A 22,448-nucleotide genomic window follows, 5' to 3' on the forward strand; every position below is an offset into this window, starting at 1 on the left:
CCTAAGCAGCGGCAACCACTCAATCAGTATAGATAGTCGAACAGTTCTGTCAGCAGATCCGGTGCTGTCTGCTCACCGTCGTAGCTCTGCAGGCGTTCAGCGGTAATGACGATGTCCTTGTCACCCTCCACCAGAGTGACGGTGTGGGTATGCCGGGGCTCCTCGGCGTCGCTGAACCAGTTGAACCAACCAGACTCGCGCTCGTCCTCGGTGCGATAGTCCACGTAGAACCAGCCTTCGCTGCGGTTCAGGTCCACTACCGGAACCTTGGCCTCGGTCAGCGCCCGACTCACCTCCGCCCAGGAGCGGCCGTAATCGAGACTCATGCGGATCGCTGAAGCCTGCTCGTCGCTTGACAGGAGCTTGACCAGAGGATCACTGACCATGCCAGACGCGGCCCGCGAGAAAGACTTGTTCTCCTCCCTCGCCTTCAGGAAATCTCCCATGTCAGCGAGCAATCGTTTTTGCAACTCCAGTGCTTCCGGAGTCGGGTTTGCTACCCCCGACCAGGGCACCAGTTCCTGCGGCTGACCATCGACCGTTAATTTTCGAACCTGGATCTCGGTGGTCTTGCGACGAACGCCCGGCGCCATGCGGACCTGAAGCACCACTTTGGACTCATCCGCACCGGGATTGCTCGGCAGCTCAGCCAGTTGGCGGGCACGTTTGCTGAAGTTGAGCAGCTCACTCTGCAACAGACCCAATTGTGGGCTATCGTAGTCAACCCCCAGGGCCCGCTCGGTCATGTAAGCGTTGGCCGCAGGCCAAATCCGGCCGGGCACATCGTTCACCAACAGCCAGACCCGGCCATCGAGTTCTTCGATGGCGTAGTTCTCATCGAGAATCTCCGACGTCATGTCGGGTGGGTTGGGAATGCTGGATGGGTAGAATTTGCTTGCATCCGCCACGGCGACATCCCGGATGGGCATCACCTGACTGAAATTGGCCTTTTCCGAACCGGACGGAAGCTCCAGCGGCTTGCCTTCTTTAGCGGATACATAACGTTCGGATCGGTCGTCCAGCATGCCGCAACCGGACAGCGCTGATACCAGCAGCAGTCCGGAGGCAACAGCCAGAGAGTTTGACAACAGGGTACTACGGGTTCCAAGAAGAACCGGCATCGGGTTACTCCGGATCGGACACAGTTTCAGTAAACTCAGAGCACACCTGAGGCTTTCAGCGCATCTTCCACTTCCGCGTGGAACTTCTCACTTAACGGCGTTAGTGGCAAGCGGATGCCTTCGCTGATCATTCCAATGCGGTGCAATGCCCATTTTACCGGGATGGGGTTGGCCTCCAGGAACAGCTTGCGGTTCAGGGGCATCAACAGCTCATTGAGGCGTTCAGTTTCCTCGCGGTTGCCGGCAATGGCGGCTTCGCACAGCTGGGACATGCCCTTGGGGGCAACGTTCGCGGTAACCGAGACGTTACCCTTGCCGCCCGCCAGCATCAGCTCGGCGGCGGTGGCGTCATCGCCTGAGTAGACCGCAAGGCGACCTTCCAGAGCTTCAATCAGCTCGGCGCCACGGGGGATGTTGCCGGTTGCGTCCTTGATGGCGACGATGTTCGGAATGTCTGCAAGCCGCAGAACCGTTTCGTTGAGCATGTCGCAGGCGGTGCGCCCTGGCACGTTATAAAGCATCTGCTTCATGCCTGGCACGGCTTCGGCAATGGTCTTGAAGTGCTGGTACAGGCCTTCCTGGGTCGGCTTGTTGTAATAAGGCACAACCAGCAGGCAGGCGTCGGCACCCAGCTTGTGCGCTTCCGTGGTAAGCTCGATTGCCTCACGAGTACTGTTACCACCGGTACCCGCAATGACCGGAATGCGGCCGTCCACACGTTTTATGATATGGCCTATCACCTGACAATGTTCTTCAGGATCCAGGGTTGCGGATTCACCCGTAGTACCCACGGCAACGATGCCATGGGTGCCGTTTTCAATATGAAAGTCCACCAGCCTATCCAGTTCCTGCCAGTGAATTTCACCGCGAGGATCCATGGGCGTGACCAGTGCGACAAGGCTACCCGTAATCATAAAAGCTCCGTCCGAATAAAACCGATATGGTAATGTTGGGCACGAACTGACACAAGGGAATTAAAGACTCGGGATTCCCTGTGTTCGAATGTTCCCCCGAGGGCCCGAACCGAATTCCGGCTCAGGGCTGTTCAACTGCTGGGTTCAGGACTGCTCAACCCTTGCGTTCAGGACTGTTCAACTGTCGGTGGTGGTGCGTAATCTTTCACCGGCCATGCCGCAAAAACCGCCTTGAGCATCGTCGCCAGGGGAATGGCAAAGAACACCCCCCACAAGCCCCAGATTCCGCCGAAGAACAGAACCGCTACGATGATCGCCACCGGGTGAAGGTTATTCACCTCGGAGAACAGTACCGGCACCAGAACGTTCCCGTCCAGCGCCTGAATGACACCGTAAACCACCATAACCCAGATAAAGTGGCTGCCCCAGCCGAAGGCAAACAGGCCAATCATCGCCACCGGAATGGTCACCACTGCGGCGCCAATGTATGGGATCACGACACTCAGCCCAACCAGCAGAGACAGTAGCGCGGCATAAGGCATACCGAGAAGCTTGAAGGCTACATAGGTGGCACCGCCCACGATCAGGATTTCAACCGCCTTACCGCGCACATAATTAGCGCACTGCAGATTCACTTCATGCCAGATCCTCAGCATCATCGGACGCTGCGGCGGCAGGAGCCGACCAATGGCCCCCAGCAACACTTCCCGGTCCTTCAGGAAGAAGAACACCAGGATCGGTACCAGAACCATGTAAATCAACAGAGCCACCAGATCCGGGATACTCGAGAGCGAGAACGAGACCAACCACTGGGTCATGTGCCCTACTTCGGTCGATACCTGCTGATACAGCGTATTGACCGCATCGGCAGAAATCAGCTGCGGATACTCTTCAGGCAGCAATTCAAGATAAGTTTGCAACTCGCCGATAATCCTTGGGGTTTCACCCGCAAGGTTGCTGAGCTGGGTCCAGATCAGTGGCAACAAGCCGAAGGTGACGCCCACAAGGACACCCAAAAAGACCAGGAACACACTGACGATGGAGACCACTTCAGGAACACCTAGCTTGGTCAACTTGGTCACCAGACCCTGCAGGATAAAGGCAATAATCAGCGAGGCGATGGCGGGCGCCAACATGGCCCCAAACCAGATCACAAAGACGGTGCCAGTGACCAGAATCAGAAACAGGATGACTGCCTCTTCATCGGAAAAGTACTTGTGGGCCAGACCGCGTAAAATCCTGAGCATCAGTATCTCCGAAAGGTTATGCGCCGCACTTTATCACAAACCGGTACTGGCCATCGGTCTCGGCCGAACTCACCAGTTGATGACTGGAGAGTTCGATGAAAGCGGGGATATCGCGAGCAGAACCGGAATCGGTGGCAATGACCTCAAGCTCTTCGCCAGGGGTCATGCTATTGAGCTCAAGCTTGGTTTTCAGCAGCGGCATGGGGCAGAGAAGCCCGGAAGCATCCAGAGTACGATCAACCATAGAAGACAAACACCAACGCAGTACTGTAAAGCGAATTAACGGGCTGGCATTATGCCGTCAGTGGTAATGTATTGCACCACAATAGTATTTAATCGAAAAGTCAGAACTTTTTATCGTAGGCTTCTGTCTTAGTGACACACAAAATGGACGGCTTTACTCGCTACATGACTTCTTCCCGAACCAGGCTCCGCCCAAAGTCCTCCGCCAAGGCGGTGGCACTAGTCCTTGGCCTTTTTCTAGCTGCCTCGCCACTTCAGGCCCAGGAAAGCGAACTGCCGAGCATCGGTGGTGCAGGTGGCGGACTGATCTCCGGCCAGCAGGAATCGGAGATTGGAGAGCAGGTCATGGTATCGATCCGCCGCTCAGCGCCGCGAATCACCGATCCCCTGGTGTTTGACTACCTGACAGCAATTACCTATCAGCTGGTGCCCTCTGCCCCACTCCAGGAGCGAGACTTGACCCTGGCGCTGATCGATAGCCCGGCAATCAACGCCTTTGCGGTGCCTGGCGGCATTGTCGGGGTTAACGGCGGCCTGTTCCTCAACGCCACCACCGAGCAACAATTTGCCTCGGTACTCGCACACGAGCTGGCCCACCTCAGCCAGAGGCATTTTGCCCGGCGCCTGGAGCAGCAGGAAACGAGCGCGCCGCTGACCATCGCCGGCATGATTGCCGGCATCGTGCTGTCTGCGGTCACCCAGTCTGACCTGGGGATCGCCGCGATCGCTGGCACTCAGGCGCTCGCCGTTCAGAACATGCTGGCCTACAGCCGCGCCCATGAACAGGAAGCGGACCGGGTCGGCCTCGACATCCTGGCATCTGCAGGCATGGACCCGGATGGCATGCCTGAGATGTTCGAAATCATGATGCGCCAGAACCGGCTTCAGGGAAACCGGCCGCCCGAATACCTGTCTACCCACCCACTGACCCAAAGCCGGGTCGCAGACACCCGAAACCGCGCTGAACAATATCCAGAGCGAGTGGTCCGTGATAGCAAGGAATTTCACTTGGTCCGCAGCCGCTTGCAGGTTCGCTACGCGGCTTCAGCCGATGTCGCCGTTGAAACCTTTGAAGCCTATCTGGACCGCGACGAAACCAAACGAAATGAGGCTGTCCGATATGGCCTGGCCGTCGCCTATCAGAAAAACAATCAGCCCGAAAAAGCGATTGAATTACTCAAAGATCTGCTGAATCAAAACCCCGGTCGGATCACCTTCCAGGTCACCCTGGCGGACACCCTGATTGGCCAGAAACGTGTGCAGGAAGCGCGCGCACTGCTTGAGGACGCGCTGGCCCGAAACCCTGAGAATTATCCGATCATGTACTCACTGGCCGAAACCGAATTGGCCGACGGAAATGGCGCAGCTGCAGCAGAGATTCTGACTCAGCTCACGCGAATGCTTCCTGGGCAGGAAAACCTCTGGCTGAGATTGGCCGAGGCCGAAGGAATGGCGAGAAACATCGTTGGCGTGCACCGGGCCCGGGCAGAGTACGACGCGCTCATGGGCAATCTGGAAGCTGCCCAACGCCAGCTTCGGCAAGCCCAGGAGAAACTTCCGGCAGGCTCCCCACAACGCCAGGTTGTAACCGAGCGGCTCGCAGAGATCACCCGTCGCCTGAATGCCCAGCGCCGAGGCTAACTGGCCTCGCCCTCAAGCGTTACCCGCGGCTTTCAGGTTCATGTTGGCGGTAAAATCGAGCATCCGCCGCAACGGCTTAAGAGCGTCATCTCGCAGGGCATCATCCACCAGAACTTCCTGATCGCCCTGCTTCAGAACCTGCAGCAGGTTTTCAAGGCCGTTCATGGCCATCCACGGGCAATGGGCACAGCTACGGCAGGTTGCACCGTTGCCGGCCGTGGGCGCCTCCAGGAGCGTCTTGTTAGGCGCGAGCTGCTGCATCTTGTAGAAGATGCCGTTGTCCGTCGCAACAATAAACTTCTCGTTGGGCAGCGTCTGCACCGCGTGAATCAACTGTGAGGTGGACCCCACCACGTCGGCCATATCCACAACGGCACTCGGAGACTCAGGGTGCACCAATACCGCAGCCTCGGGATACAGCGCCTTAAGGTCTTCCAGGCCACGATACTTGAACTCCTCGTGCACGATGCAGGAACCATCCCAGAGCAGCATGTCTGCGCCGGTAGTCTTCTGGACATAATGCCCCAGGTGTTTGTCTGGGGCCCAGAGGATTTTCTCGCCACGGGCATCCAGGTCTTCCACAATGGCCTGGGCGCAGCTGGAGGTAACAACCCAATCCGCTCGCGCTTTCACGGCTGCGGAGGTGTTTGCATACACCACCACGGTCCTGTCCGGGTGCTGGTCGCAGAAGTCCGCAAACTCATCGGCCGGGCAGCCTACGTCCAGTGAACACGTTGCCTCGAGCGTCGGCATCAACACCCGCTTCTCGGGATTGAGGATCTTTGCCGTCTCACCCATGAAACGCACACCGGCCACCACAACCGTGGACGCCGGGTGCTGGTTACCAAAACGAGCCATTTCCAGGGAGTCGGCAACGCAGCCGCCGGTTTCTTCCGCCAGGCGCTGGAGATCCGGATCGGTGTAGTAATGAGCCACCAGCACCGCATCTTCGGCCTTCAGGGCCGCCTTGATGCGAGCCTCAAGATCAGCCTTCTCGTCTGCACTCAGCGGTTTTGGCTCTGCCGCGTGGGCAAGGTGTTCCTGGACAAGGATACGATCTTCAGCTCGAGTCATTACTGCATCTCTGTGTTGCTATGTCTATGGAAGTGTACCACTTTACACCCTTCAAATTCGGGTTCTGACACGGCGTGGTAACAGAACTCTGATCAGGATCTTAGTGCCCTCACTGAGTAGGTAGGATCTTATACGCAAAAAAAAAGAGCCCGAAGGCTCTTTTTTTCGCAAAAACCCGTACGGGTTTGAGCATTTGGTGGGTCGTGAAGGATTCGAACCTTCGACCAATTGGTTAAAAGCCAACTGCTCTACCAACTGAGCTAACGACCCGTAACTGCCAGCCAGACGTTTTTCTCTGACCCATTCCCGAGCAACTCAGCCTGCTCGGAAATCTCTGTTTGGTGGGTCGTGAAGGATTCGAACCTTCGACCAATTGGTTAAAAGCCAACTGCTCTACCAACTGAGCTAACGACCCAAACGAGGCGCATATAGTAATGATTTTTTGGCGCTGATCAACCCCTTTTTCTCAGGTTTCTCAACATTTTTCCCTCGAGCCCGGCTTAAGAGCTACCGGAGTCCAGAAACTTTCTGGCCAGCTTGGCCGCACTGCTGTTCGGATAGTCCCTGACCACGGTATTCATGCGACGCTTGGCCTCCTCGGACTCACCCAGGCGATCCAAAGTGACACCCAGCTTGTAGACCGCATCCGCGGCTTTCCGGTGATCCGGATAGCGCGTGGCAACAATGGTGAACGCCTGTTTCGCTTGCTCCAGCTGCGGCTTTACCAGGTAAACCTCTCCCAGCCAATAATAGGCGTTAACCGTCAGGTCACCTTCCGGGTGCTCGTCGATGAATTCGTACAACTGGCTGATCGCCTGATCGTACTTCTTCTGGTTACGAATCAGGTCGACAATGCCTTGGTACGCTTTGCGCTCCTCGGCATCTGGCTGGCGATATTCTTTGGTAGCCTTACCGGAACTACTACCGGCACCCGCACTACCTGCAGCCGAATTGGAAGCCTCCGGCTGCGCAGAAACCTTCTCGGACAGGTCCAAAATACGCTGATCGAGATCAATGTAACGATCTCGGCCCTGCTTTTTCAGGCGGTCGATCTGATGCCTCTGTTCTTCTACCTCACCCTGCAAGCGACGAACTTCGCCCTGCAACTGCTGGATCATATAGAACAGCTCAGCTGTTGCCTGACTGCTATTAGCTTTCCGCTGCGCTTCCGAACTGGTGTTCTGGAAAGCGGGCGTAGACGATTGCGCCAGAGCCGCGCCCGCCTGCCCGAGGGCAAGCGAGACGGCCACTGTCGCCATGAGTCTTGTTCTCATGGGCATTCCCGACTTCTGGTGTGTTTACTCGAACACGAGCTCCACACGACGGTTCTGGGCCCAATCACTTTCTGAGGAACCCATGACCGCCGGCTTCTCTTCACCATAGCTTATGGTTTCCATCTGGCCGCGTGAAGCACCGTTTACAATCAGGAAACGCTGAACGGCGTTAGCACGACGCTCGCCAAGCGCCAGGTTGTACTCCTTGGTACCTCGCTCATCGGCATGGCCTTCAAGACGGACCTGTTGACCCGGATTGTTGGCCAGGAACTGGGCATGAGCCACCAGCACGTCGCGGGCTTCAGGCTTGATCTCGGCGGTGTCGAAGTCAAAATAGAATACAGTGATATCGCGCAGCGCTTCCTGTTCGGCCTGCTGCTGCGCCGCCATGCGCTCCTCTTCGGTCATCGCTGAGGAAGAAACGCCATCCTGGTCATCACCACCGTAGACAGTGGAACCGCCTTCCTGATCAATCGCGGCCACGTCGGAACCGTAAGCGCCGTCGTCCTGCGTTTCACCCGTGGAGCTACAGCCAGCGAAGAGACCGGCGGACAGAAGGACTGCAAAAGCCTTGGATTGAGCTGACAACTTCATAACACTTTCCTTTCAGTTGGTGGACTTGCTTTCTGAATCAATTGACAGGCATAACCATCTGCCTGTTACCGCACCAGCGGCCCCCAGGCAGGTTCGCGGACATCACCTTCCGAAGCAGGAAGGCTGTACGCGGCACCACCATCGGCTGAGATAACCGTAAGCACACTGTCTGCGCCTTGCTTGGTTGCATAAATCAGCATGCGGCCGTTCGGGGACACGCTTGGGGATTCGTCGGATTCGGTTCGGGTGAGAATCGTCTCCTCACCGGATTTCAGATTGGTCCGGGCGATGTGGAACGCCCGATCCCTTTGATGCACGTAATAGACAAACTTACCGCTGTTGTCGGGCCTTGGCCGCGCGTTGTAACGGCTGCCGAAGGTGATACGACGGGGCGAGGCACGCTCGCTCTCCTTATAATAAATCTGCGGGCCACCGGAGCGATCCGAAGTGAAAAACAAGCCGTCTCCGGTGTGATCCCAGCTGGCTTCCGTGTCGATCGCCCAGTGATTGGTGATCTTGGTCAGTTTCTTGGTCGCCAGATCCATTCGATAGATCTCGGCGTTGCCATCTTTCGACAAGGTCATCAGCAAAGAGCGACCGTCCTCGGACCAGGCTGGCGCCGAATTCAGACCGGGGAAGTCTGCCGCCTTAGTGCGTTTACCACTCGCCAGCTCGTGAATGAAAATAACGGGCTTGCCGGTTTCAAAGGACACATACGCCAGCTTCTTGCCATCAGGCGACCACGCTGGCGAGAGAATCGGTTCCTGACTCTCCAGCCGGATCCGGGCCCGCTTGCCGTCGACATCGCTTACCTGCAACCGGTAGCGCGGCTTACCCTTGAAGGTATCCAGGGTGACGTACGCGAGCTTGGTGGAGAACGCACCCGGCACGCCGGTGATCGCCTCATACACTTTGTCACTGACGTGATGGGCAAGCGAACGCAAGTTGCTGGCTGGTGCCGCAGCGGTTTCACCCAGCAAACGCTCTTCGGTGTTCACGTCGAACAATTCATAGCGAGCCGAAACCCGATCGCCCTTGCGGGTCAGCTCACCCACTAAAACATATCGCTGGCCAAGCAAGCGCCAGTCCCGGAAAAACACGTCTTCGCGCTTAGATGGCAGGCTGAGCATTTTTTCCGCTGGCAACGGGCTAAATTCGCCACTCATGGCGAGGTCGCTCTGAACGACCGTGCTGAGCTTATCGCCCGCGGGGATGTTGCCGGCCTCGGCGAATGGCACCACCGCGATCGGGATGGCGGCATCGGCGCCTTCAGTAATCCGAATCAACAATTCGGCACGCACAGTACCCGCTGTAACAAGTACCAACGTCAGCACGGTAACTAGCTTTCTTAACAACATGGTCCAAGCCCGCTGTGTCAAAGTGTGTTCCATTCCCTATTTCAACCGGCGAGGGTTGAACTCGATGGTGAACTGGCGGAAATACCGCTCGAATGTGTCCCGCTTATCCGGAATCGGGTACCGGCTAAGCGAGCGCACGGCGCTCAGTGCCGAATTATCGAAAGCGGTGTTGCCACTGCTGCTCACCAGTTTAACTCCGGCCAGTTCGCCCGTAGGCAACAGGGTAATCTGCAAGCGCGCTGTCATTTCCTCCGTGGCCGACGAAGGCGGATACCAGGCCTGACTGAGCCGTTCGCGAATCAGCGCCTGATACTTCTCACTCTCGGTCAGCATCTGCGCCTCGCGGGCCTTAGCGGCAGCTGCCTGGGCCTGCCGCCGTGCCTCGGCTTGCTTGGCCTCACTGGCTTCCTCAGCCAACGCTTCCAACTGCTTTTCCTTTAACCGACGCTCCGCCTCCTGACGTTTGCGCTCGGCTTCCTTTCGGGCCTCTTCTTCCCGCTTCTTGCGCTCGGCCTCTTCGCGCTTGCGCTGCTCTTCTTTGCGCTTCTGTTCCGCTTCGGCCTCAGCCTTGCGCTGCTCTTCCTTGCGCTTTTTCTCTGCCTCAGCCTTTTGACGCTCGCGTTCTTTCGCTTCGGCTTCGGCTTTCTGGCGCGCAGCTTCCTTTGCCTTGGCGGCTTCTTCGCGCTTGCGCTTCTCAGCCAACTGACGCTTACGCTCTTGCTCTTGTTCCTGAGCCTTGCGTTCAGCCTCTTCCCTGGCCTTTTGTTCAGCCAGCTTCCGAGCCTCTTCTTTACGTTCTTGCTCAGCCTTGCGCTTCTGTTCTTCCAGCCGCCGCTCTTCGTCACGATCCGGCTGATCATCCAGGGTCTCTATCGGGCTGGGTTCCGGCTGCTGCTGGGTCACCAGCCGAGCGGAGATACTGCGCGGCGGCGGCTCATGTTCCGGACTACTCCAGGTCCAGCCTGCCAGTGCCACACCCGCGATGACCAGGTGCAATATCAGCGACAAGGCAACGGGTGATTTCCAGGGTGGAACGCCCGTGCTGGTTACTTCACGCTCGTGACCTATCACAAATTACCTGCCTGCACTGGTGTCACTTGTCGTCCAGGGGTGATTCAGTGATCAAACCGATACTCCGGGCACCGGCACCCTGCAACTCTGCCATCAGCCGAACCACGGTTCCGTACTCCACGTGCTCGTCGCCGCGCACAAGAATGTCACTGTTGGCCCGCTGTGAGAGTATTTTGGCAATCTGCTCCCGAACCTCAGTTAAAGACATGGGGTCACTGCCACGATCTCCAACCTCAACGTAGTAGGCGCCATTGGCGTCTACAGAGACCACGATCGATTCGACATTTTTGTCAGCCTGAATCGGATCCGACGTCGTTTCCGGCAGGTCCACCTTGACCCCCTGAGTCAACATGGGCGCAGTCACCATGAAGATAACCAGCAGCACCAACATGACGTCGATGTAAGGCACCACGTTGATCTCTGACATCGGCTTACGCCGATGCTGCGGCATCATGCCCATGCCCTTCATCGCGTTATCCTCCGACCTTCACCAAACAAGCACATTTACGCGGCACTCTTTTCACTGTGGTGCACCCTGCGATGCAGAATGCTCGAAAACTCTTCGGCGAAGGTTTCGTAGTTCTTCAGCAGGGCGTCGGACATGGCCGAAAACCGGTTGTAGGCGATAACTGCCGGAATGGCTGCAAACAGCCCCATGGCGGTTGCAATCAGAGCCTCGGAAATACCCGGAGCCACCGTGGCCAGGGTTGCCTGCTGTACCTGGGCCAGACCACGGAACGAGTTCATGATGCCCCATACCGTACCAAACAGGCCCACATACGGACTGGTCGACCCTACCGTTGCCAGGAATGGCAAATGGGTTTCCAGGCGTTCCTGCTCCCGGGAGAAGGCCACCCTCATGGCGCGCTGGGTGCCTTCCATGACGGCGTCTGCGTCCCGGCTTTGCTGGCGCAGGCGGGAGAATTCCTTGAAGCCTGAGCGGAACACCGCTTCCATGCCAGAGAACGGTGTCGGCTCGGCATTCACTTCGCGATAAAGCTGTCCCAGATCCATACCGGACCAGAAACGCTCCTCGAAGGCCAACTGGGATCGCCTGGCCTTTCGGAACACCTGGAAACGCTGAAAAATCAGCGCCCAGGATACGACGGAAGCCAGCGCCAGCAGCAGCATGACAAGCTGCACCAGCACACCGGCATTGGACACGAGATACCAGACTGAAACTTCTGATTCCACCTTTTGCTCCTGGCTTATTCCGTTGTCTGAACGTTGCTTTCAAGCAACGCCTGCATATTCTCGGGTAATCGGCGTGGGCGGCCATTATCCAGCGCCACACAGGCCACTCTCACATCGGCTTCACACAGCAACGCACGGTCGTCTGCGCGCAGAACCCGCTGCTTGAAGTTCATCCACACCCTGCCATAGCTCTGAGGCTCCGCCGTGATCAGTAGCTGATCGTCCAGCCGTGCCGGCACCGCATAATGTATCGCCATACGCTGTACAACATAGCTGATATTCTCCGCGAGACCGGCGCGCAGGCCGACTCCGCAGCTGCGAACCCACTCGGTGCGGGCCCGTTCCATGTAGTGCAGGTACTTGGCATGGAACACGATGCCGCCGGCATCCGTATCCTCGATGTAGACACGAATCGGCAACTCAAAAACTTCACCGCCCGGCAGTTCAGTCAAAGAGATCCTCCTCTTTGGCGGATTTCGGCGCTACCACACCAAAGTGCTGGTAGGCATTGGATGTAACCATCCGCCCCCGCGGCGTGCGTACCATGTAACCCTGCTGGATCAGGAAAGGCTCCAGGACATCTTCAATGGTGCCCCGTTCCTCACTGATTGCAGCAGCGAGGCTTTCGACGCCAACCGGGCCACCATCGAACTTTTCAATCATCGCCAGCAACAGCCGACGGTCCATGTGATCGAACCCCCGACTATCCACCTTCAGCATGTTCAACGCCTGGTCGGCGATATCGGCACTGATATGACCATCCGATCGAACCTCGGCGAAATCCCGCACCCGGCGCAACAGCCGATTGGCAATGCGCGGCGTGCCCCGGGACCGCCGGGCAATTTCGAATGCACCAGTCTCATCAATGGCCACCGACGACAGCCTGGCCGAACGCATGATGATGTTGGTCAGGTCATCGGTGTTGTAAAACTCGAGCCGCTGGACAATGCCAAAACGATCCCGCAATGGCGACGTCAGCAGACCGGCCCGAGTCGTGGCACCTACCAGGGTGAAAGGTGGCAGATCCAGCTTGATTGAGCGGGCCGCAGGCCCCTCTCCGATCATGATATCGAGCTGGTAGTCTTCCATCGCCGGGTACAGCACTTCTTCAACGGCTGCGCTCAGGCGATGGATTTCATCTATGAAAAGCACATCGCCTTCTTCCAGGTTGGTCAACATGGCGGCGAGATCGCCAGCTTTTTCCAACACCGGACCGGAGGTCGTCTTGATCGACACCCCCATTTCGTTGGCGATGATGTTCGCAAGGGTTGTCTTACCAAGACCGGGCGGACCAAAAATCAATACGTGATCAAGCGCTTCGTCGCGGCCCCGGGCTGCAGAGATGAAGATATCCATCTGCTCGCGCACCGCCGGCTGGCCAACATACTCGGCCAGCAAGCTAGGACGGATCGCCCGATCCTGAACCTCTTCGTAATCACCGGCCCGGGCTGAAATCAGTCGGTCGGATTCGATCATGGCATCATCCGTTCATTGTGATTCGACATCGTGCCTTTAGCGCTTGCCTCTGAGTTAACCAGTGGCACCAATTGTACAAACAGCTTGCAGGGTGTCACGTTACGCTCTCTACAGGTTTGGCACTACATGGGCGACATATTACGGCACCGTCATCAGGCCGGGATCATATTGCGCAGAGCGAGCCTGATCAGTGCCTCACTGGTCATTCCATCCTCAGCGACCTTGGAAATCGCCTTGGCGGCCTCCTGGGGCTTGTAACCCAAAGCAATCAGCGCGGCCTCGGCCTCGTCTTTAGGCTCCGGCCCTCTCGCCTGCATAGCCGCACGAGACGCTTCGGCGCCTGTCGCCTCTGACGACGCAGGCACGAACTGCCCCTCAAGTTGCCCTATCCTATCCGCCATTTCAATAAGCAGGCGTTCGGCGGTCTTCTTACCAACACCAGGGAGTTTGACCAACGCATTAACATCCCGGCTCTCGACGCAACGAATAAACTGTTCCGCATCCAGGCCCGACAGAATGGCAACCGCGAGCTTTGGCCCCACCCCATTCACTTTGATCAGCAGACGAAACACATCCCGATCCAGGCGCGAAGCGAACCCATACAGGTGCTGGGCATCCTCCCGGACGGCAAAATGGGTATGCAGGGTGACTTCCTGTCCAGTTTCGGGGAGGTGAAAAAACGAGGTGTAGGGAATGTCGACTTCATAGCCCAGGCCGGCGCTTTCCACCAACACCTGGCCGGGCGCTTTTTCTATCAGAATTCCTCGGATACGACCAATCAAGGGCACTCTCCTGTCGCTCCTGGGAGCGGTCTATTGTTGCCGCATTCGGCCACTTCGGGCTTTGCCGCCGGCACCGGCGACGCGCAGTATGCTCTGGCTCATGTGGGCGTGACACAGGGCAATGGCAAGGGCGTCCGCCGCGTCTTCCTGGGGTTTACGTGAAAGCGCCAGCAGAGCCTGGACCATGTGCTGCACCTGGGATTTATCGGCACCGCCTTTGCCCACGACGGCCTGCTTGACCTGCCGAGCGGAGTATTCATGAACAGCCAGGCCACTGTTGGCCGCACTGACGATCGCGGCCCCACGGGCCTGCCCAAGCTTCAGCGCAGAGTCCGGGTTCCTCGCCATGAACACTTGCTCGATCGCGAATTCCTCGGGGCGATACTCACCGATGAGCGTGGCCAGGCTTTGGAAGATGGTTTGCAGGCGTTCGGCCATGGGCTTTTCGCCCACCCGGATACAGCCGCTGTCGATATACTCGATGCTGCGACCTTCCACCCGGATCAGCCCGAAACCGGTAATTCTGGATCCCGGATCTACGCCCAGAATGATCGCCAATTCGATACTCCCGTTGCGTTACAGCGAATCCATGATGTCGCCGGAGATATCGGCGTTGTAGTAGACGTTCTGGACGTCGTCCAGATTCTGAAACAAATCAACGGGGCACGCACGGCCATCGACCGGCGCACCCAGACTTCGGTTTTACTCGCTCTTTGCCTGCTCAGCGCCTGCAAGAGTGCCTGAGGTGGCGCCTTCGGCGGCCTTCGCAGACTTTCTGCGACGAATGTGCAGTTCTTTCAACTGCTTATCGTCTACTTCACCGGGCGCCTGGGTCATCAGGCAGGTCGCGCTCTGGGTTTTCGGGAATGCGATTACGTCGCGAATGGATGATGAACCTGTCATCAACATGATCAGTCGATCAAGACCAAACGCCAGACCACCGTGCGGCGGGCAACCGTATTTCAGTGCATCCAACAGGAAGCCGAACTTAGCACGGGCCTCTTCTTCACCAATACCCAGGATGCGGAACACTGCTTCCTGCATCTGTTCATTGTGAATACGGATGGAACCGCCACCAAGCTCGGTACCGTTAAGGACCATGTCATACGCCCGGGAAAGTGCCGTGGCAGGATTGGCGGCCAGCTCTTCCACGCTGCAGGACGGCGCGGTGAACGGGTGGTGAATGGCGGTCAGGCTGCCGTCCGGAGTTTCCTCGAACATCGGGAAATCGACAACCCACAGCGGTGCCCACTCGCTGGTCAGCAGCTCAAGATCGTGACCAACCTTGATCCGCAGTGCGCCCAGTGCCTCGTTAACCACCGTGGTCTTGTCAGCACCGAAGAACACGATATCGCCGTCTTCTGCGCCAACACGCTCCATCATAGCCAGAGCGACGTCGTCGCCCAGGAACTTGATGATCGGCGATTGCAAACCTTCAACGCCCTTGGACAGGTCGTTGACCTTGATGTAGGCCAGACCCTTGGCACCGTATATTCCGACGAACTTGGTGTACTCGTCGATCTGTTTACGGCTCAGGTCGCCGCCCTTGGGCACGCGAAGGGCGGCAACGCGGCCCTTCGGATCCTTGGCCGGACCGGCAAACACCTTGAAGTCGACACTCTCAACCAGATCTGCAACATCAATCAGTTCCAGCGGAATCCGCAGGTCCGGTTTGTCACTGCCGTAGCGCTGCATGGCCTCGGCGTGGGGCATGCGCGGGAAACTTGGCAGTTCAACGTCCAGCACATCCTTGAACAGTGAACGAATCATGTCTTCGTTCAGACCCATCAGGGTTTCTTCGTCAACGAACGAAGCCTCAATGTCCACCTGGGTGAACTCCGGCTGACGGTCTGCCCGCAGGTCTTCATCACGGAAGCACTTCGCAATCTGGTAGTAGCGATCAACGCCGGACACCATTAGCAATTGCTTGAACAACTGGGGCGACTGCGGCAATGCAAAGAAAGAACCCTCGTGGGTACGGCTCGGCACCAGGTAGTCACGGGCGCCTTCCGGAGTGGCGCGGGTCAGGATCGGCGTTTCCACGTCCATGAAGCCGTTGCCGTCGAGGTAGTTCCGGATGTAGCTGGTTACCCGCGAGCGGAACCGCAGGCGATTGATCATTTCCGGGCGACGCAGGTCGACAAAGCGATAGCGCAGGCGCACATCCTCACCCACATCAACGTGCTCATCCAGCGGGAACGGCGGCGTGGCGGCAGCATTAAGGATACTCAGCTCTTTGCCCAGCAGTTCAACCTGACCCGTCGGCATGCTGTTATTCTCAGTGCCCGCGGGACGGCGACGAACCCGGCCGGTCACCTTGATAACAAACTCGCTGCGCACCTTTTCCGCCAGCGCGAAACCCTCGGGCGTGTCGGGATCGACCACAACCTGGGACATTCCGTCCCGATCCCGCAGATCGAGGAAGATGACACCCCCATGGTCACGGCGGCGATGTACCCATCCGCAGAGAGTGACTTCCTGATCGATGTGGGATTCGTTGATCCCACCGCAATAATGACTGCGCATACCGGTTCCCGTTATTTCTGATGTGTACGTAATGTCTGGGCAAGTAAGCGGGCGTAGCTTACCTTGCTGCTTTAATTTGGCCCGCAAAAATATCGTCGCGACCATACTGGAAAAGCCGCCCATTATAAACACAATGTCGCTGAAAATCAGGCGTCATTCATGGCGTTCTCGGCGGGCGGATGACTCACCGCCGACAGACCGCTAGAATGCACCGTTCACGCAGTAGATGGAGCCCCACCTTGTCGTCCAGAGCCGAGCAGAAACTTCGTACCCGTCGTGCCCTGATGGACGCAGCCCTGGCACAACTGAGTGCCGATCGGGGTTTCGGCAGCCTCAGCCTGCGCGAGGTCGCTCGCGAAGCGGGCATCGCACCCACTTCGTTCTACCGGCACTTCTCAGAACTTGACGAGCTTGGCCTGGCCCTGGTGGATGAGGGCGGCGTGGCGCTACGACAGTTGATGCGCCAGGCCCGAAAGCGCATTGCCCGTGACGGCAGCGCTATTTCCACCTCGGTCGAGACGTTCATGGAATACCTCGGCAACAACGCGAACCTGTTCCGGCTGATGCTTCGCGAACGTACCGGGGTATCCAAGCCATTCCGCACCGCCATCAAGGCCGAAATCGATCACTTTGTAACCGAACTGGCCGACGACCTGCGTCGCTTTGCCGACGAACAGGGCAGACCACTGGCTGACGCCCGCCTGGTTGCCGAAGCCATGGTTACACTGGTATTCAATCAGGGCGCGGAGGCACTGGATGCCAACGCCAAGGAACGGGACGAGCTGAAATTGAAGCTGAAGACTGAGCTGCGGATGATTTTATTGGGTTCGCAAACCATTGCCCGGAGATCGAAGTCAAAAAAAGATTAAATTCGTTGGAACCTTTTTGAAAGGGGCTCCGTGGTTGGTAATGGAAGACGATACACCTTCCATTGTTGAGTCGTTACCTTTCCAGGTAGCCTTGAGCCCGCCCTCTTTGGCGGGCTTTTTTTATGCCTACCTTTTACCGCTACCTAAGCCGCGCCAGAACCGGCTCAAGCTTCTCCTGGACCACCGCCAAGGCCTCTTGGCTATAGGGCACCGGAGGCTGGACACCCCAAACCGGACCGGGCCAGGCTGGATCGTCCGCAAACCGAACAATGTGATGCAGATGAAGCTGAGGAACCATATTACCCAGCGCCGCAACGTTCATTTTGTCGCCGGCGAACAGCTCCATCATGCCGCGGCTGAGCACCGAGGACTCGTGCATTAACCTTGCCTGCTGCTGATCCGAGAGCTCATAGATCTCCCGAATGCCGGCCACCGCCGGCACCAGCAGCAACCAGGGCCAGGTACTGTCGTTCATCAGCCGAATCTCGCACAACTGACTGCGCCCGAGACTAACGGTATCTGACGCCAAGCGCTCATGGAGCTGAAAGCCCGTATCACCCGCCATAATCACACCGCATTGAACTGATTCTGGCCCCGCCCGATGGCGTAGTAGATCAAGCCATAACGATGGAGCATCTCAGGTTCATAAAGGTTGCGACCATCGAACACCGCCGGTTCTCTCAGGGTCGCCGCAATTGCCTCAAAGTCCGGCGAACGGAACTCCTTCCACTCGGTGCAGATAACCAGGACATCGGCTCCCTTAAGCGCCTGCTCCTTGGTGCCACACAGGGTCAAACCGTCGTGGTCGCCGTAGATGCGCTGCGTTTCTTCCATGGCCTCGGGATCGAACGCCTGCACCACGGCCCCGGCTTTCCACAGGTTTTCCATCAGGGTTCGTGATGAGGCCTCACGCATGTCGTCGGTGTTGGGCTTGAATGCCAGCCCCCACACCGCAACCACTTTGCCCTTCAGATCACCCTGGAAGTAATGGGATACCTTGTCGAACAGAACGTGTTTCTGGGCGTAATTGACCGCCTCTACCGCATTCAGCAGACGAGACTCGTAATCGCAGTCACGGGCCGTGCGCGCCAGCGCCTGAACGTCCTTTGGAAAGCAGGAACCGCCATAGCCGCATCCGGGGTAGATGAAGTGGTAGCCAATGCGCGGATCGGAACCAATACCCTGACGAACAGCTTCAATATCGGCACCCAACCGCTCTGCCAGGTTGGCCACTTCATTCATGAAGCTGATCTTCGTGGCAAGCATGGCGTTGGCCGCGTACTTGGTCAGCTCCGCTGAACGGACGTCCATGAAGATCATGCGGTCATGGGAGCGGTTAAACGGATAATAAACCTCACGCAGCATTTCGACAGCCTTGTCGCTGTCAGTGCCGACCACAATCCGGTCCGGCTTCATGAAGTCGTTGATGGCCGCCCCTTCCTTAAGGAATTCAGGGTTCGAGACGACATCGAAATCAAGTTCAAGGTCGCGATGGTCCAGCTCCGAGCGAACAGCGGCGCGCACCTTGTCGGCCGTCCCCACCGGCACCGTGGACTTGTCCACCACCACCTTGTAATCGTCCATGTACTGGCCGATGGACCGGGCCACAGCAGTCACATACTGAAGATCGGCAGAGCCGTCCTCGTCGGGTGGCGTGCCAACGGCAATGAACTGGAGCACACCGTGTTTGACCGCCGTTTTCGCATCGGTGGTAAACGACAGGCGCCCGGCGGCAACCGTATGCTTGACGATGGACTCAAGACCCGGCTCAAAAATAGGAATCTGGCCGTTTTCCAGTTTTTCGATCTTGGCCTTATCAACATCCATGCAAAGCACATTGTGGCCAACGTCCGCCAGGCAAGCGCCTGTGACCAACCCCACGTAACCGGTTCCGAAAATCGTAATATTCATTCAATCAATCCTGCCATGGTGAAAGGGGGACAGACTCTGCCTTCACACTGTAGAGCTCTTTTTTTTCTGCCAGATGGCTTCCCATGCCAGCGCTGTACCGACAATGGTATCGAGATTGTCAAAATCAGGGGTCCAGCCCAGCGTCGCCTTGATCCGAGCGTTATCGGCCATCAAGGCAGCTGGGTCACCGGCACGGCGCCCAACCAGCTCAACCGGGAAATCCACACCGGACTGCGTCTTGACCACGTCGATCACCTCATTGACGGTGAATCCGCGGCCGTATCCGCAGTTGAGAACGCTGGATTCCCCACCCTTCGCCATATAGTCCAGCGCCATCACGTGGGCCTTGGCGAGGTCCTCCACATGGATGTAGTCACGAACGCAGGTGCCGTCACGGGTCTCGTAATCGGCTCCAAACACGCTCATGCCATCGCGCTGCCCTGTAACGCATTCACAGGCCACCTTGATCAGGTGGGTAGCCTCGGGAGTCGCCTGCCCTAATTTACCGTCAGGATTGGCACCTGCCACGTTGAAATAGCGAAGAATCACATAGTTGAGGCTGGAAGCGGCGGCCAGATCCATAATCATCCGCTCGCTCATCATCTTCGAGGCGCCGTAGGGATTGATAGGCGCCAGCGGAAGGTCTTCGGTCAGCACGGTCTGCTCGGGCATGCCATACACGGCCGCCGTTGACGAGAACACCATGTAGGGAACGTCGTGCCGTTCCACCGCCTTGAGAAGATTCAGGGTGTTGCGGGTATTGTTGCTGTAATACTTGAGGGGATTGGCGACCGATTCGGGGACCACAATATGCGCGGCGAAATGCAGCACTGCATCAAACTTGTGGCTGGCAAACACATCACCAATGGCGGTTTCATCCGCCAGGTCTCCAACCACCAGCTCACCCGCCGTAACTGCCCAGCGGTATCCGGTCGACAGGTTATCAAACACCACGATGTCGTGGCCCGCCTGCGCCAATTGACGCACCACATGACTGCCAATATATCCGGCTCCGCCGGTAACCAGTACTTTCATGCTGCTAAATATCCTTCCCTGAAGATTAGTTGCGCTCTTGTCGACGCTCTTTGCGCCGGGCGCTGAAAAATTCGCTGATGATCGAGCTGCATTGCTGCTGCAGGACACCCGCTACCGCCTCGACGCTCCAATTCAGGTGCGGCTCTTCCAGCGTTCGCCGCGCCGACTCTACCGCCCCGGCCTTCGGCTCGGTCGCTCCATAGACCAAACGGCTGACCCGGCTATGCACGATGGCGCCAACACACATCGTACAAGGCTCAAGTGTTACGTAAAGAGTAGCTCCGGACAAACGATAGTTGCCAATTCGGGCCGCGGCATCGCGCAGGGCTCGAATCTCCGCATGAGCGGTAGGATCACAGCCGGTGATCGGGGCGTTGAATCCGGCCCCGACCTCCCGGCCGTCAAGTACAACGATGGCACCTACAGGCACCTCACCAACTGATGCAGCTTGGGCAGCGAGCTCAAGCGCCCGTGCCATCCAGGCCTCATCCATCATCTCGGTTCCGGCCGGCACAGGATTTCTACCCGCCTATTCCCACTCAATGGTGGCAGGTGGCTTGGACGAGACGTCGTAGGTCACCCGGGAAACCCCGGAGATCTCGTTGATAATGCGGTTGGAGACGGTCTCCAGCAAATCATACGGCAGATGAGCCCAACGCGCAGTCATGAAATCGATGGTTTCCACTGCACGCAAGGCCACCACGTACTCGTAGCGACGGGCATCACCGACAACCCCGACGGATTTGACCGGCAGGAACACGGCGAAGGCCTGACTGGTCTTGTGGTAAAGGTCTGCCCGGTGCAACTCCTCCAGGAAGATGGCGTCGGCCCGGCGCAGAATGTCCGCGTATTCCTTCTTCACTTCACCCAGAATCCGAACACCAAGGCCAGGTCCCGGGAACGGGTGCCGGTAGACCATATCGTATGGCAGGCCAAGCTCCAGACCGATGCGACGAACCTCGTCCTTAAACAGCTCGCGCAGGGGCTCAACCAGCTTCAGCTTCATGGTTTCAGGCAGACCACCAACGTTGTGGTGCGACTTGATCACGTGGGCTTTGCCAGTTTTGGAGGCCGCGGACTCGATTACATCCGGATAGATGGTGCCCTGGGCCAGCCAGTTCACGTCCTTGATGGTGGTCGCTTCTTCATCGAACACATCGATGAAGGTGTTGCCAATGATCTTGCGCTTTTGCTCGGGATCATCGACCCCCTTGAGCTTGGACAGGAACAGATCTTCGGCATCTACCCGAATGACTTTCACGCCCATGTTGCTGGCGAACATATCCATGACCTGGTCGCCCTCGTGCAGGCGCAACAGCCCGTTATCCACGAACACGCAGGTGAGCTGCTCGCCGATGGCCTTGTGCAGCAGCGCAGCAGTTACCGATGAGTCAACACCACCGGACAGGCCGAGCAGGACTTTATCGCTTCCGACCTGTTCACGAATCTGACGCACTGCGTCGTCAACGATCTTCGCCGGTGTCCAAAGCGCTTCACAACCAGAAATGTTGTGAACAAAATGCTCCAGAATGCGCTTACCCTGCAGGGTGTGGGTGACTTCCGGGTGGAACTGCACGCCATAGAGGTTTCGCTCCAGGTCCTGCATCGCGGCAATTGGCGCACTTTCGGTGGAGGCCAGCAGCTCGAAGCCTTCCGGCATCGCCACGACCTTGTCACCGTGACTCATCCAGACGTCCAGCAGGGAGTCGCCGGTGCCGGTCAGGTGGTCGGTGATGTCCTGCAGCAGCGGGCCAGCGGCCCGAACTTTAACCTGGGCGTAGCCAAATTCCCGCTTCTCAGAGCTGGCCACCCGGCCGCCAAGCTGTTCCGCCATGGTCTGCATGCCGTAGCAGATACCCAGTACCGGAATGCCCCGCTCAAAAAGACCCTCAGGCGCACGAGGCCCACCCAGTTGGGTCACCGATTCCGGACCGCCAGCCAGGATGATGCCCTTGGGATTGAAGTCATCCAGCTCTTCATCGGTGATGTCGAACGCTTTGATTTCGCAGTAAACGCCAATTTCCCGCACTCGACGCGCAATCAACTGGGTGTACTGGGAACCGAAATCGAGAATCAGGATGCGGTGGTCGTGAATATTCTGGGCCATGAAGTCCTCGG

General features: G+C 57.7%; 23 protein-coding genes and 2 tRNA genes. 2 read left to right on the plus strand and 23 right to left on the minus strand.

The window, feature by feature from the left end; translation table 11 throughout:
• Positions 1-23: 23 nt before the first annotated feature.
• The 4 genes from bamC to FCS96_RS17210 all read right to left on the minus strand — a co-directional run bounded on the left by bamC (position 24) and on the right by FCS96_RS17210 (position 3,526).
• The gene (bamC, locus tag FCS96_RS17195; protein ID WP_138441606.1) at positions 24-1,121 is read right to left on the minus strand and encodes an outer membrane protein assembly factor BamC; all 1,098 of its coding nucleotides are present in this window, start codon (positions 1,119-1,121) and stop codon (positions 24-26) included.
• A 35-nt stretch (positions 1,122-1,156) separates the two neighbouring features.
• Positions 1,157-2,035, minus strand: coding sequence for a 4-hydroxy-tetrahydrodipicolinate synthase (gene dapA / locus FCS96_RS17200; RefSeq protein ID WP_138441607.1), 879 nt, complete (start codon positions 2,033-2,035; stop codon positions 1,157-1,159).
• A 167-nt stretch (positions 2,036-2,202) separates the two neighbouring features.
• Positions 2,203-3,282: an AI-2E family transporter gene (locus FCS96_RS17205; RefSeq protein WP_138441608.1), complete on the minus strand. Its 1,080-nt coding sequence runs from the start codon at positions 3,280-3,282 to the stop codon at positions 2,203-2,205.
• A gap of 16 nt (positions 3,283-3,298) precedes the next feature.
• On the minus strand, positions 3,299-3,526 hold the full coding sequence (locus FCS96_RS17210) for a sulfurtransferase TusA family protein (protein ID WP_138441609.1): 228 nt from the start codon (positions 3,524-3,526) through the stop codon (positions 3,299-3,301).
• Positions 3,527-3,690: 164 nt separating this feature from the next.
• On the opposite strand from FCS96_RS17210, the gene FCS96_RS17215 reads away from it, so the two are divergent.
• Positions 3,691-5,166, plus strand: a complete 1,476-nt coding sequence (locus FCS96_RS17215; protein ID WP_138441610.1) for a M48 family metalloprotease — start codon at positions 3,691-3,693, stop codon at positions 5,164-5,166.
• 12 nt (positions 5,167-5,178) lie between these two features.
• Here the strand turns inward: FCS96_RS17215 and nadA are convergent, their stop codons facing one another.
• The 14 genes from nadA to aspS all read right to left on the minus strand — a co-directional run bounded on the left by nadA (position 5,179) and on the right by aspS (position 16,515).
• On the minus strand, positions 5,179-6,240 hold the full coding sequence (gene nadA / locus FCS96_RS17220; protein ID WP_138441611.1) for a quinolinate synthase NadA: 1,062 nt from the start codon (positions 6,238-6,240) through the stop codon (positions 5,179-5,181).
• 194 nt (positions 6,241-6,434) lie between these two features.
• A tRNA-Lys gene (locus tag FCS96_RS17225) sits at positions 6,435-6,510 on the minus strand.
• A gap of 69 nt (positions 6,511-6,579) precedes the next feature.
• A tRNA-Lys gene (locus tag FCS96_RS17230) sits at positions 6,580-6,655 on the minus strand.
• An 85-nt stretch (positions 6,656-6,740) separates the two neighbouring features.
• Positions 6,741-7,514, minus strand: coding sequence for a tol-pal system protein YbgF (gene ybgF, locus FCS96_RS17235; protein ID WP_138441612.1), 774 nt, complete (start codon positions 7,512-7,514; stop codon positions 6,741-6,743).
• 24 nt (positions 7,515-7,538) lie between these two features.
• Positions 7,539-8,108: a peptidoglycan-associated lipoprotein Pal gene (gene pal, locus FCS96_RS17240; protein ID WP_138441613.1), complete on the minus strand. Its 570-nt coding sequence runs from the start codon at positions 8,106-8,108 to the stop codon at positions 7,539-7,541.
• Between the two features lie 65 nt (positions 8,109-8,173).
• Positions 8,174-9,466 carry a Tol-Pal system beta propeller repeat protein TolB gene (gene tolB, locus FCS96_RS17245; protein ID WP_138441614.1) on the minus strand — a complete coding sequence of 431 codons (1,293 nt, stop codon included), beginning with the start codon at positions 9,464-9,466 and terminating at the stop codon, positions 8,174-8,176.
• A 36-nt stretch (positions 9,467-9,502) separates the two neighbouring features.
• The gene (gene tolA / locus FCS96_RS17250; RefSeq protein ID WP_228264149.1) at positions 9,503-10,537 is read right to left on the minus strand and encodes a cell envelope integrity protein TolA; all 1,035 of its coding nucleotides are present in this window, start codon (positions 10,535-10,537) and stop codon (positions 9,503-9,505) included.
• A gap of 22 nt (positions 10,538-10,559) precedes the next feature.
• Positions 10,560-11,006, minus strand: a complete 447-nt coding sequence (tolR, locus tag FCS96_RS17255) for a protein TolR (protein ID WP_138441615.1) — start codon at positions 11,004-11,006, stop codon at positions 10,560-10,562.
• Between the two features lie 35 nt (positions 11,007-11,041).
• Positions 11,042-11,731: a protein TolQ gene (tolQ, locus tag FCS96_RS17260; RefSeq protein ID WP_138441616.1), complete on the minus strand. Its 690-nt coding sequence runs from the start codon at positions 11,729-11,731 to the stop codon at positions 11,042-11,044.
• Positions 11,732-11,745: 14 nt separating this feature from the next.
• A complete protein-coding gene (gene ybgC, locus FCS96_RS17265; RefSeq protein WP_138441617.1) occupies positions 11,746-12,183 on the minus strand; it encodes a tol-pal system-associated acyl-CoA thioesterase in 438 nt (145 codons plus the stop codon).
• Entirely contained in the window at positions 12,176-13,207 is a 1,032-nt protein-coding gene (ruvB, locus tag FCS96_RS17270) for a Holliday junction branch migration DNA helicase RuvB (RefSeq protein ID WP_138441618.1), read from the minus strand. Before ruvB ends, ybgC begins: the two co-directional genes overlap by 8 nt.
• A gap of 152 nt (positions 13,208-13,359) precedes the next feature.
• Positions 13,360-13,989: a Holliday junction branch migration protein RuvA gene (gene ruvA, locus FCS96_RS17275; RefSeq protein ID WP_138441619.1), complete on the minus strand. Its 630-nt coding sequence runs from the start codon at positions 13,987-13,989 to the stop codon at positions 13,360-13,362.
• Between the two features lie 30 nt (positions 13,990-14,019).
• Positions 14,020-14,547: a crossover junction endodeoxyribonuclease RuvC gene (gene ruvC, locus FCS96_RS17280; RefSeq protein WP_138441620.1), complete on the minus strand. Its 528-nt coding sequence runs from the start codon at positions 14,545-14,547 to the stop codon at positions 14,020-14,022.
• Between the two features lie 144 nt (positions 14,548-14,691).
• Positions 14,692-16,515, minus strand: coding sequence for an aspartate--tRNA ligase (gene aspS, locus FCS96_RS17290; protein ID WP_138441621.1), 1,824 nt, complete (start codon positions 16,513-16,515; stop codon positions 14,692-14,694).
• A 239-nt stretch (positions 16,516-16,754) separates the two neighbouring features.
• Between aspS and fabR the strand changes: the two genes are divergently transcribed.
• Positions 16,755-17,384 carry an HTH-type transcriptional repressor FabR gene (gene fabR / locus FCS96_RS17295; protein ID WP_138441622.1) on the plus strand — a complete coding sequence of 210 codons (630 nt, stop codon included), beginning with the start codon at positions 16,755-16,757 and terminating at the stop codon, positions 17,382-17,384.
• A 139-nt stretch (positions 17,385-17,523) separates the two neighbouring features.
• Here fabR and FCS96_RS17300 read toward each other — a convergent pair whose 3' ends face one another.
• Genes FCS96_RS17300 through guaA form a run of 5 tightly spaced genes read right to left on the minus strand, consistent with a single transcriptional unit; the run spans position 17,524 to position 22,437 of the window.
• Positions 17,524-17,949, minus strand: a complete 426-nt coding sequence (locus tag FCS96_RS17300) for an HIT domain-containing protein (RefSeq protein WP_138441623.1) — start codon at positions 17,947-17,949, stop codon at positions 17,524-17,526.
• A 2-nt stretch (positions 17,950-17,951) separates the two neighbouring features.
• Entirely contained in the window at positions 17,952-19,295 is a 1,344-nt protein-coding gene (locus FCS96_RS17305; RefSeq protein ID WP_138441624.1) for a UDP-glucose dehydrogenase family protein, read from the minus strand.
• A 42-nt stretch (positions 19,296-19,337) separates the two neighbouring features.
• Positions 19,338-20,330, minus strand: coding sequence for a UDP-glucose 4-epimerase GalE (galE, locus tag FCS96_RS17310; RefSeq protein ID WP_138441625.1), 993 nt, complete (start codon positions 20,328-20,330; stop codon positions 19,338-19,340).
• Positions 20,331-20,355: 25 nt separating this feature from the next.
• Positions 20,356-20,826: a tRNA adenosine(34) deaminase TadA gene (gene tadA / locus FCS96_RS17315; RefSeq protein ID WP_138441827.1), complete on the minus strand. Its 471-nt coding sequence runs from the start codon at positions 20,824-20,826 to the stop codon at positions 20,356-20,358.
• 33 nt (positions 20,827-20,859) lie between these two features.
• Positions 20,860-22,437, minus strand: coding sequence for a glutamine-hydrolyzing GMP synthase (gene guaA / locus FCS96_RS17320; RefSeq protein WP_138441626.1), 1,578 nt, complete (start codon positions 22,435-22,437; stop codon positions 20,860-20,862).
• Positions 22,438-22,448: the final 11 nt, after the last annotated feature.

Origin of the sequence: Marinobacter alexandrii (assembly GCF_005871205.1) — a bacterium.
In the GTDB taxonomy this organism is placed as follows: domain Bacteria; phylum Pseudomonadota; class Gammaproteobacteria; order Pseudomonadales; family Oleiphilaceae; genus Marinobacter; species Marinobacter alexandrii.

Bases quoted from the DNA above. Each gene is read 5' to 3' on its own strand.
- nadA (WP_138441611.1), bottom strand. From the start codon at position 6,240: ATGACTCGAGCTGAAGATCGTATCCTTGTCCAGGAACACCTTGCCCAC.
- guaA (WP_138441626.1), bottom strand. From the start codon at position 22,437: ATGGCCCAGAATATTCACGACCACCGCATCCTGATTCTCGATTTCGGT.
- ybgF (WP_138441612.1), bottom strand. From the start codon at position 7,514: ATGAGAACAAGACTCATGGCGACAGTGGCCGTCTCGCTTGCCCTCGGG.
- galE (WP_138441625.1), bottom strand. From the start codon at position 20,330: ATGAAAGTACTGGTTACCGGCGGAGCCGGATATATTGGCAGTCATGTG.
- aspS (WP_138441621.1), bottom strand. From the start codon at position 16,515: ATGCGCAGTCATTATTGCGGTGGGATCAACGAATCCCACATCGATCAG.
- FCS96_RS17210 (WP_138441609.1), bottom strand. From the start codon at position 3,526: ATGGTTGATCGTACTCTGGATGCTTCCGGGCTTCTCTGCCCCATGCCG.
- tolB (WP_138441614.1), bottom strand. From the start codon at position 9,466: ATGTTGTTAAGAAAGCTAGTTACCGTGCTGACGTTGGTACTTGTTACA.
- FCS96_RS17300 (WP_138441623.1), bottom strand. From the start codon at position 17,949: ATGGCGGGTGATACGGGCTTTCAGCTCCATGAGCGCTTGGCGTCAGAT.
- FCS96_RS17215 (WP_138441610.1), top strand. From the start codon at position 3,691: ATGACTTCTTCCCGAACCAGGCTCCGCCCAAAGTCCTCCGCCAAGGCG.
- dapA (WP_138441607.1), bottom strand. From the start codon at position 2,035: ATGATTACGGGTAGCCTTGTCGCACTGGTCACGCCCATGGATCCTCGC.
- tolR (WP_138441615.1), bottom strand. From the start codon at position 11,006: ATGAAGGGCATGGGCATGATGCCGCAGCATCGGCGTAAGCCGATGTCA.
- FCS96_RS17205 (WP_138441608.1), bottom strand. From the start codon at position 3,282: ATGCTCAGGATTTTACGCGGTCTGGCCCACAAGTACTTTTCCGATGAA.
- pal (WP_138441613.1), bottom strand. From the start codon at position 8,108: ATGAAGTTGTCAGCTCAATCCAAGGCTTTTGCAGTCCTTCTGTCCGCC.
- bamC (WP_138441606.1), bottom strand. From the start codon at position 1,121: ATGCCGGTTCTTCTTGGAACCCGTAGTACCCTGTTGTCAAACTCTCTG.
- ruvB (WP_138441618.1), bottom strand. From the start codon at position 13,207: ATGATCGAATCCGACCGACTGATTTCAGCCCGGGCCGGTGATTACGAA.
- FCS96_RS17305 (WP_138441624.1), bottom strand. From the start codon at position 19,295: ATGAATATTACGATTTTCGGAACCGGTTACGTGGGGTTGGTCACAGGC.
- tadA (WP_138441827.1), bottom strand. From the start codon at position 20,826: ATGATGGATGAGGCCTGGATGGCACGGGCGCTTGAGCTCGCTGCCCAA.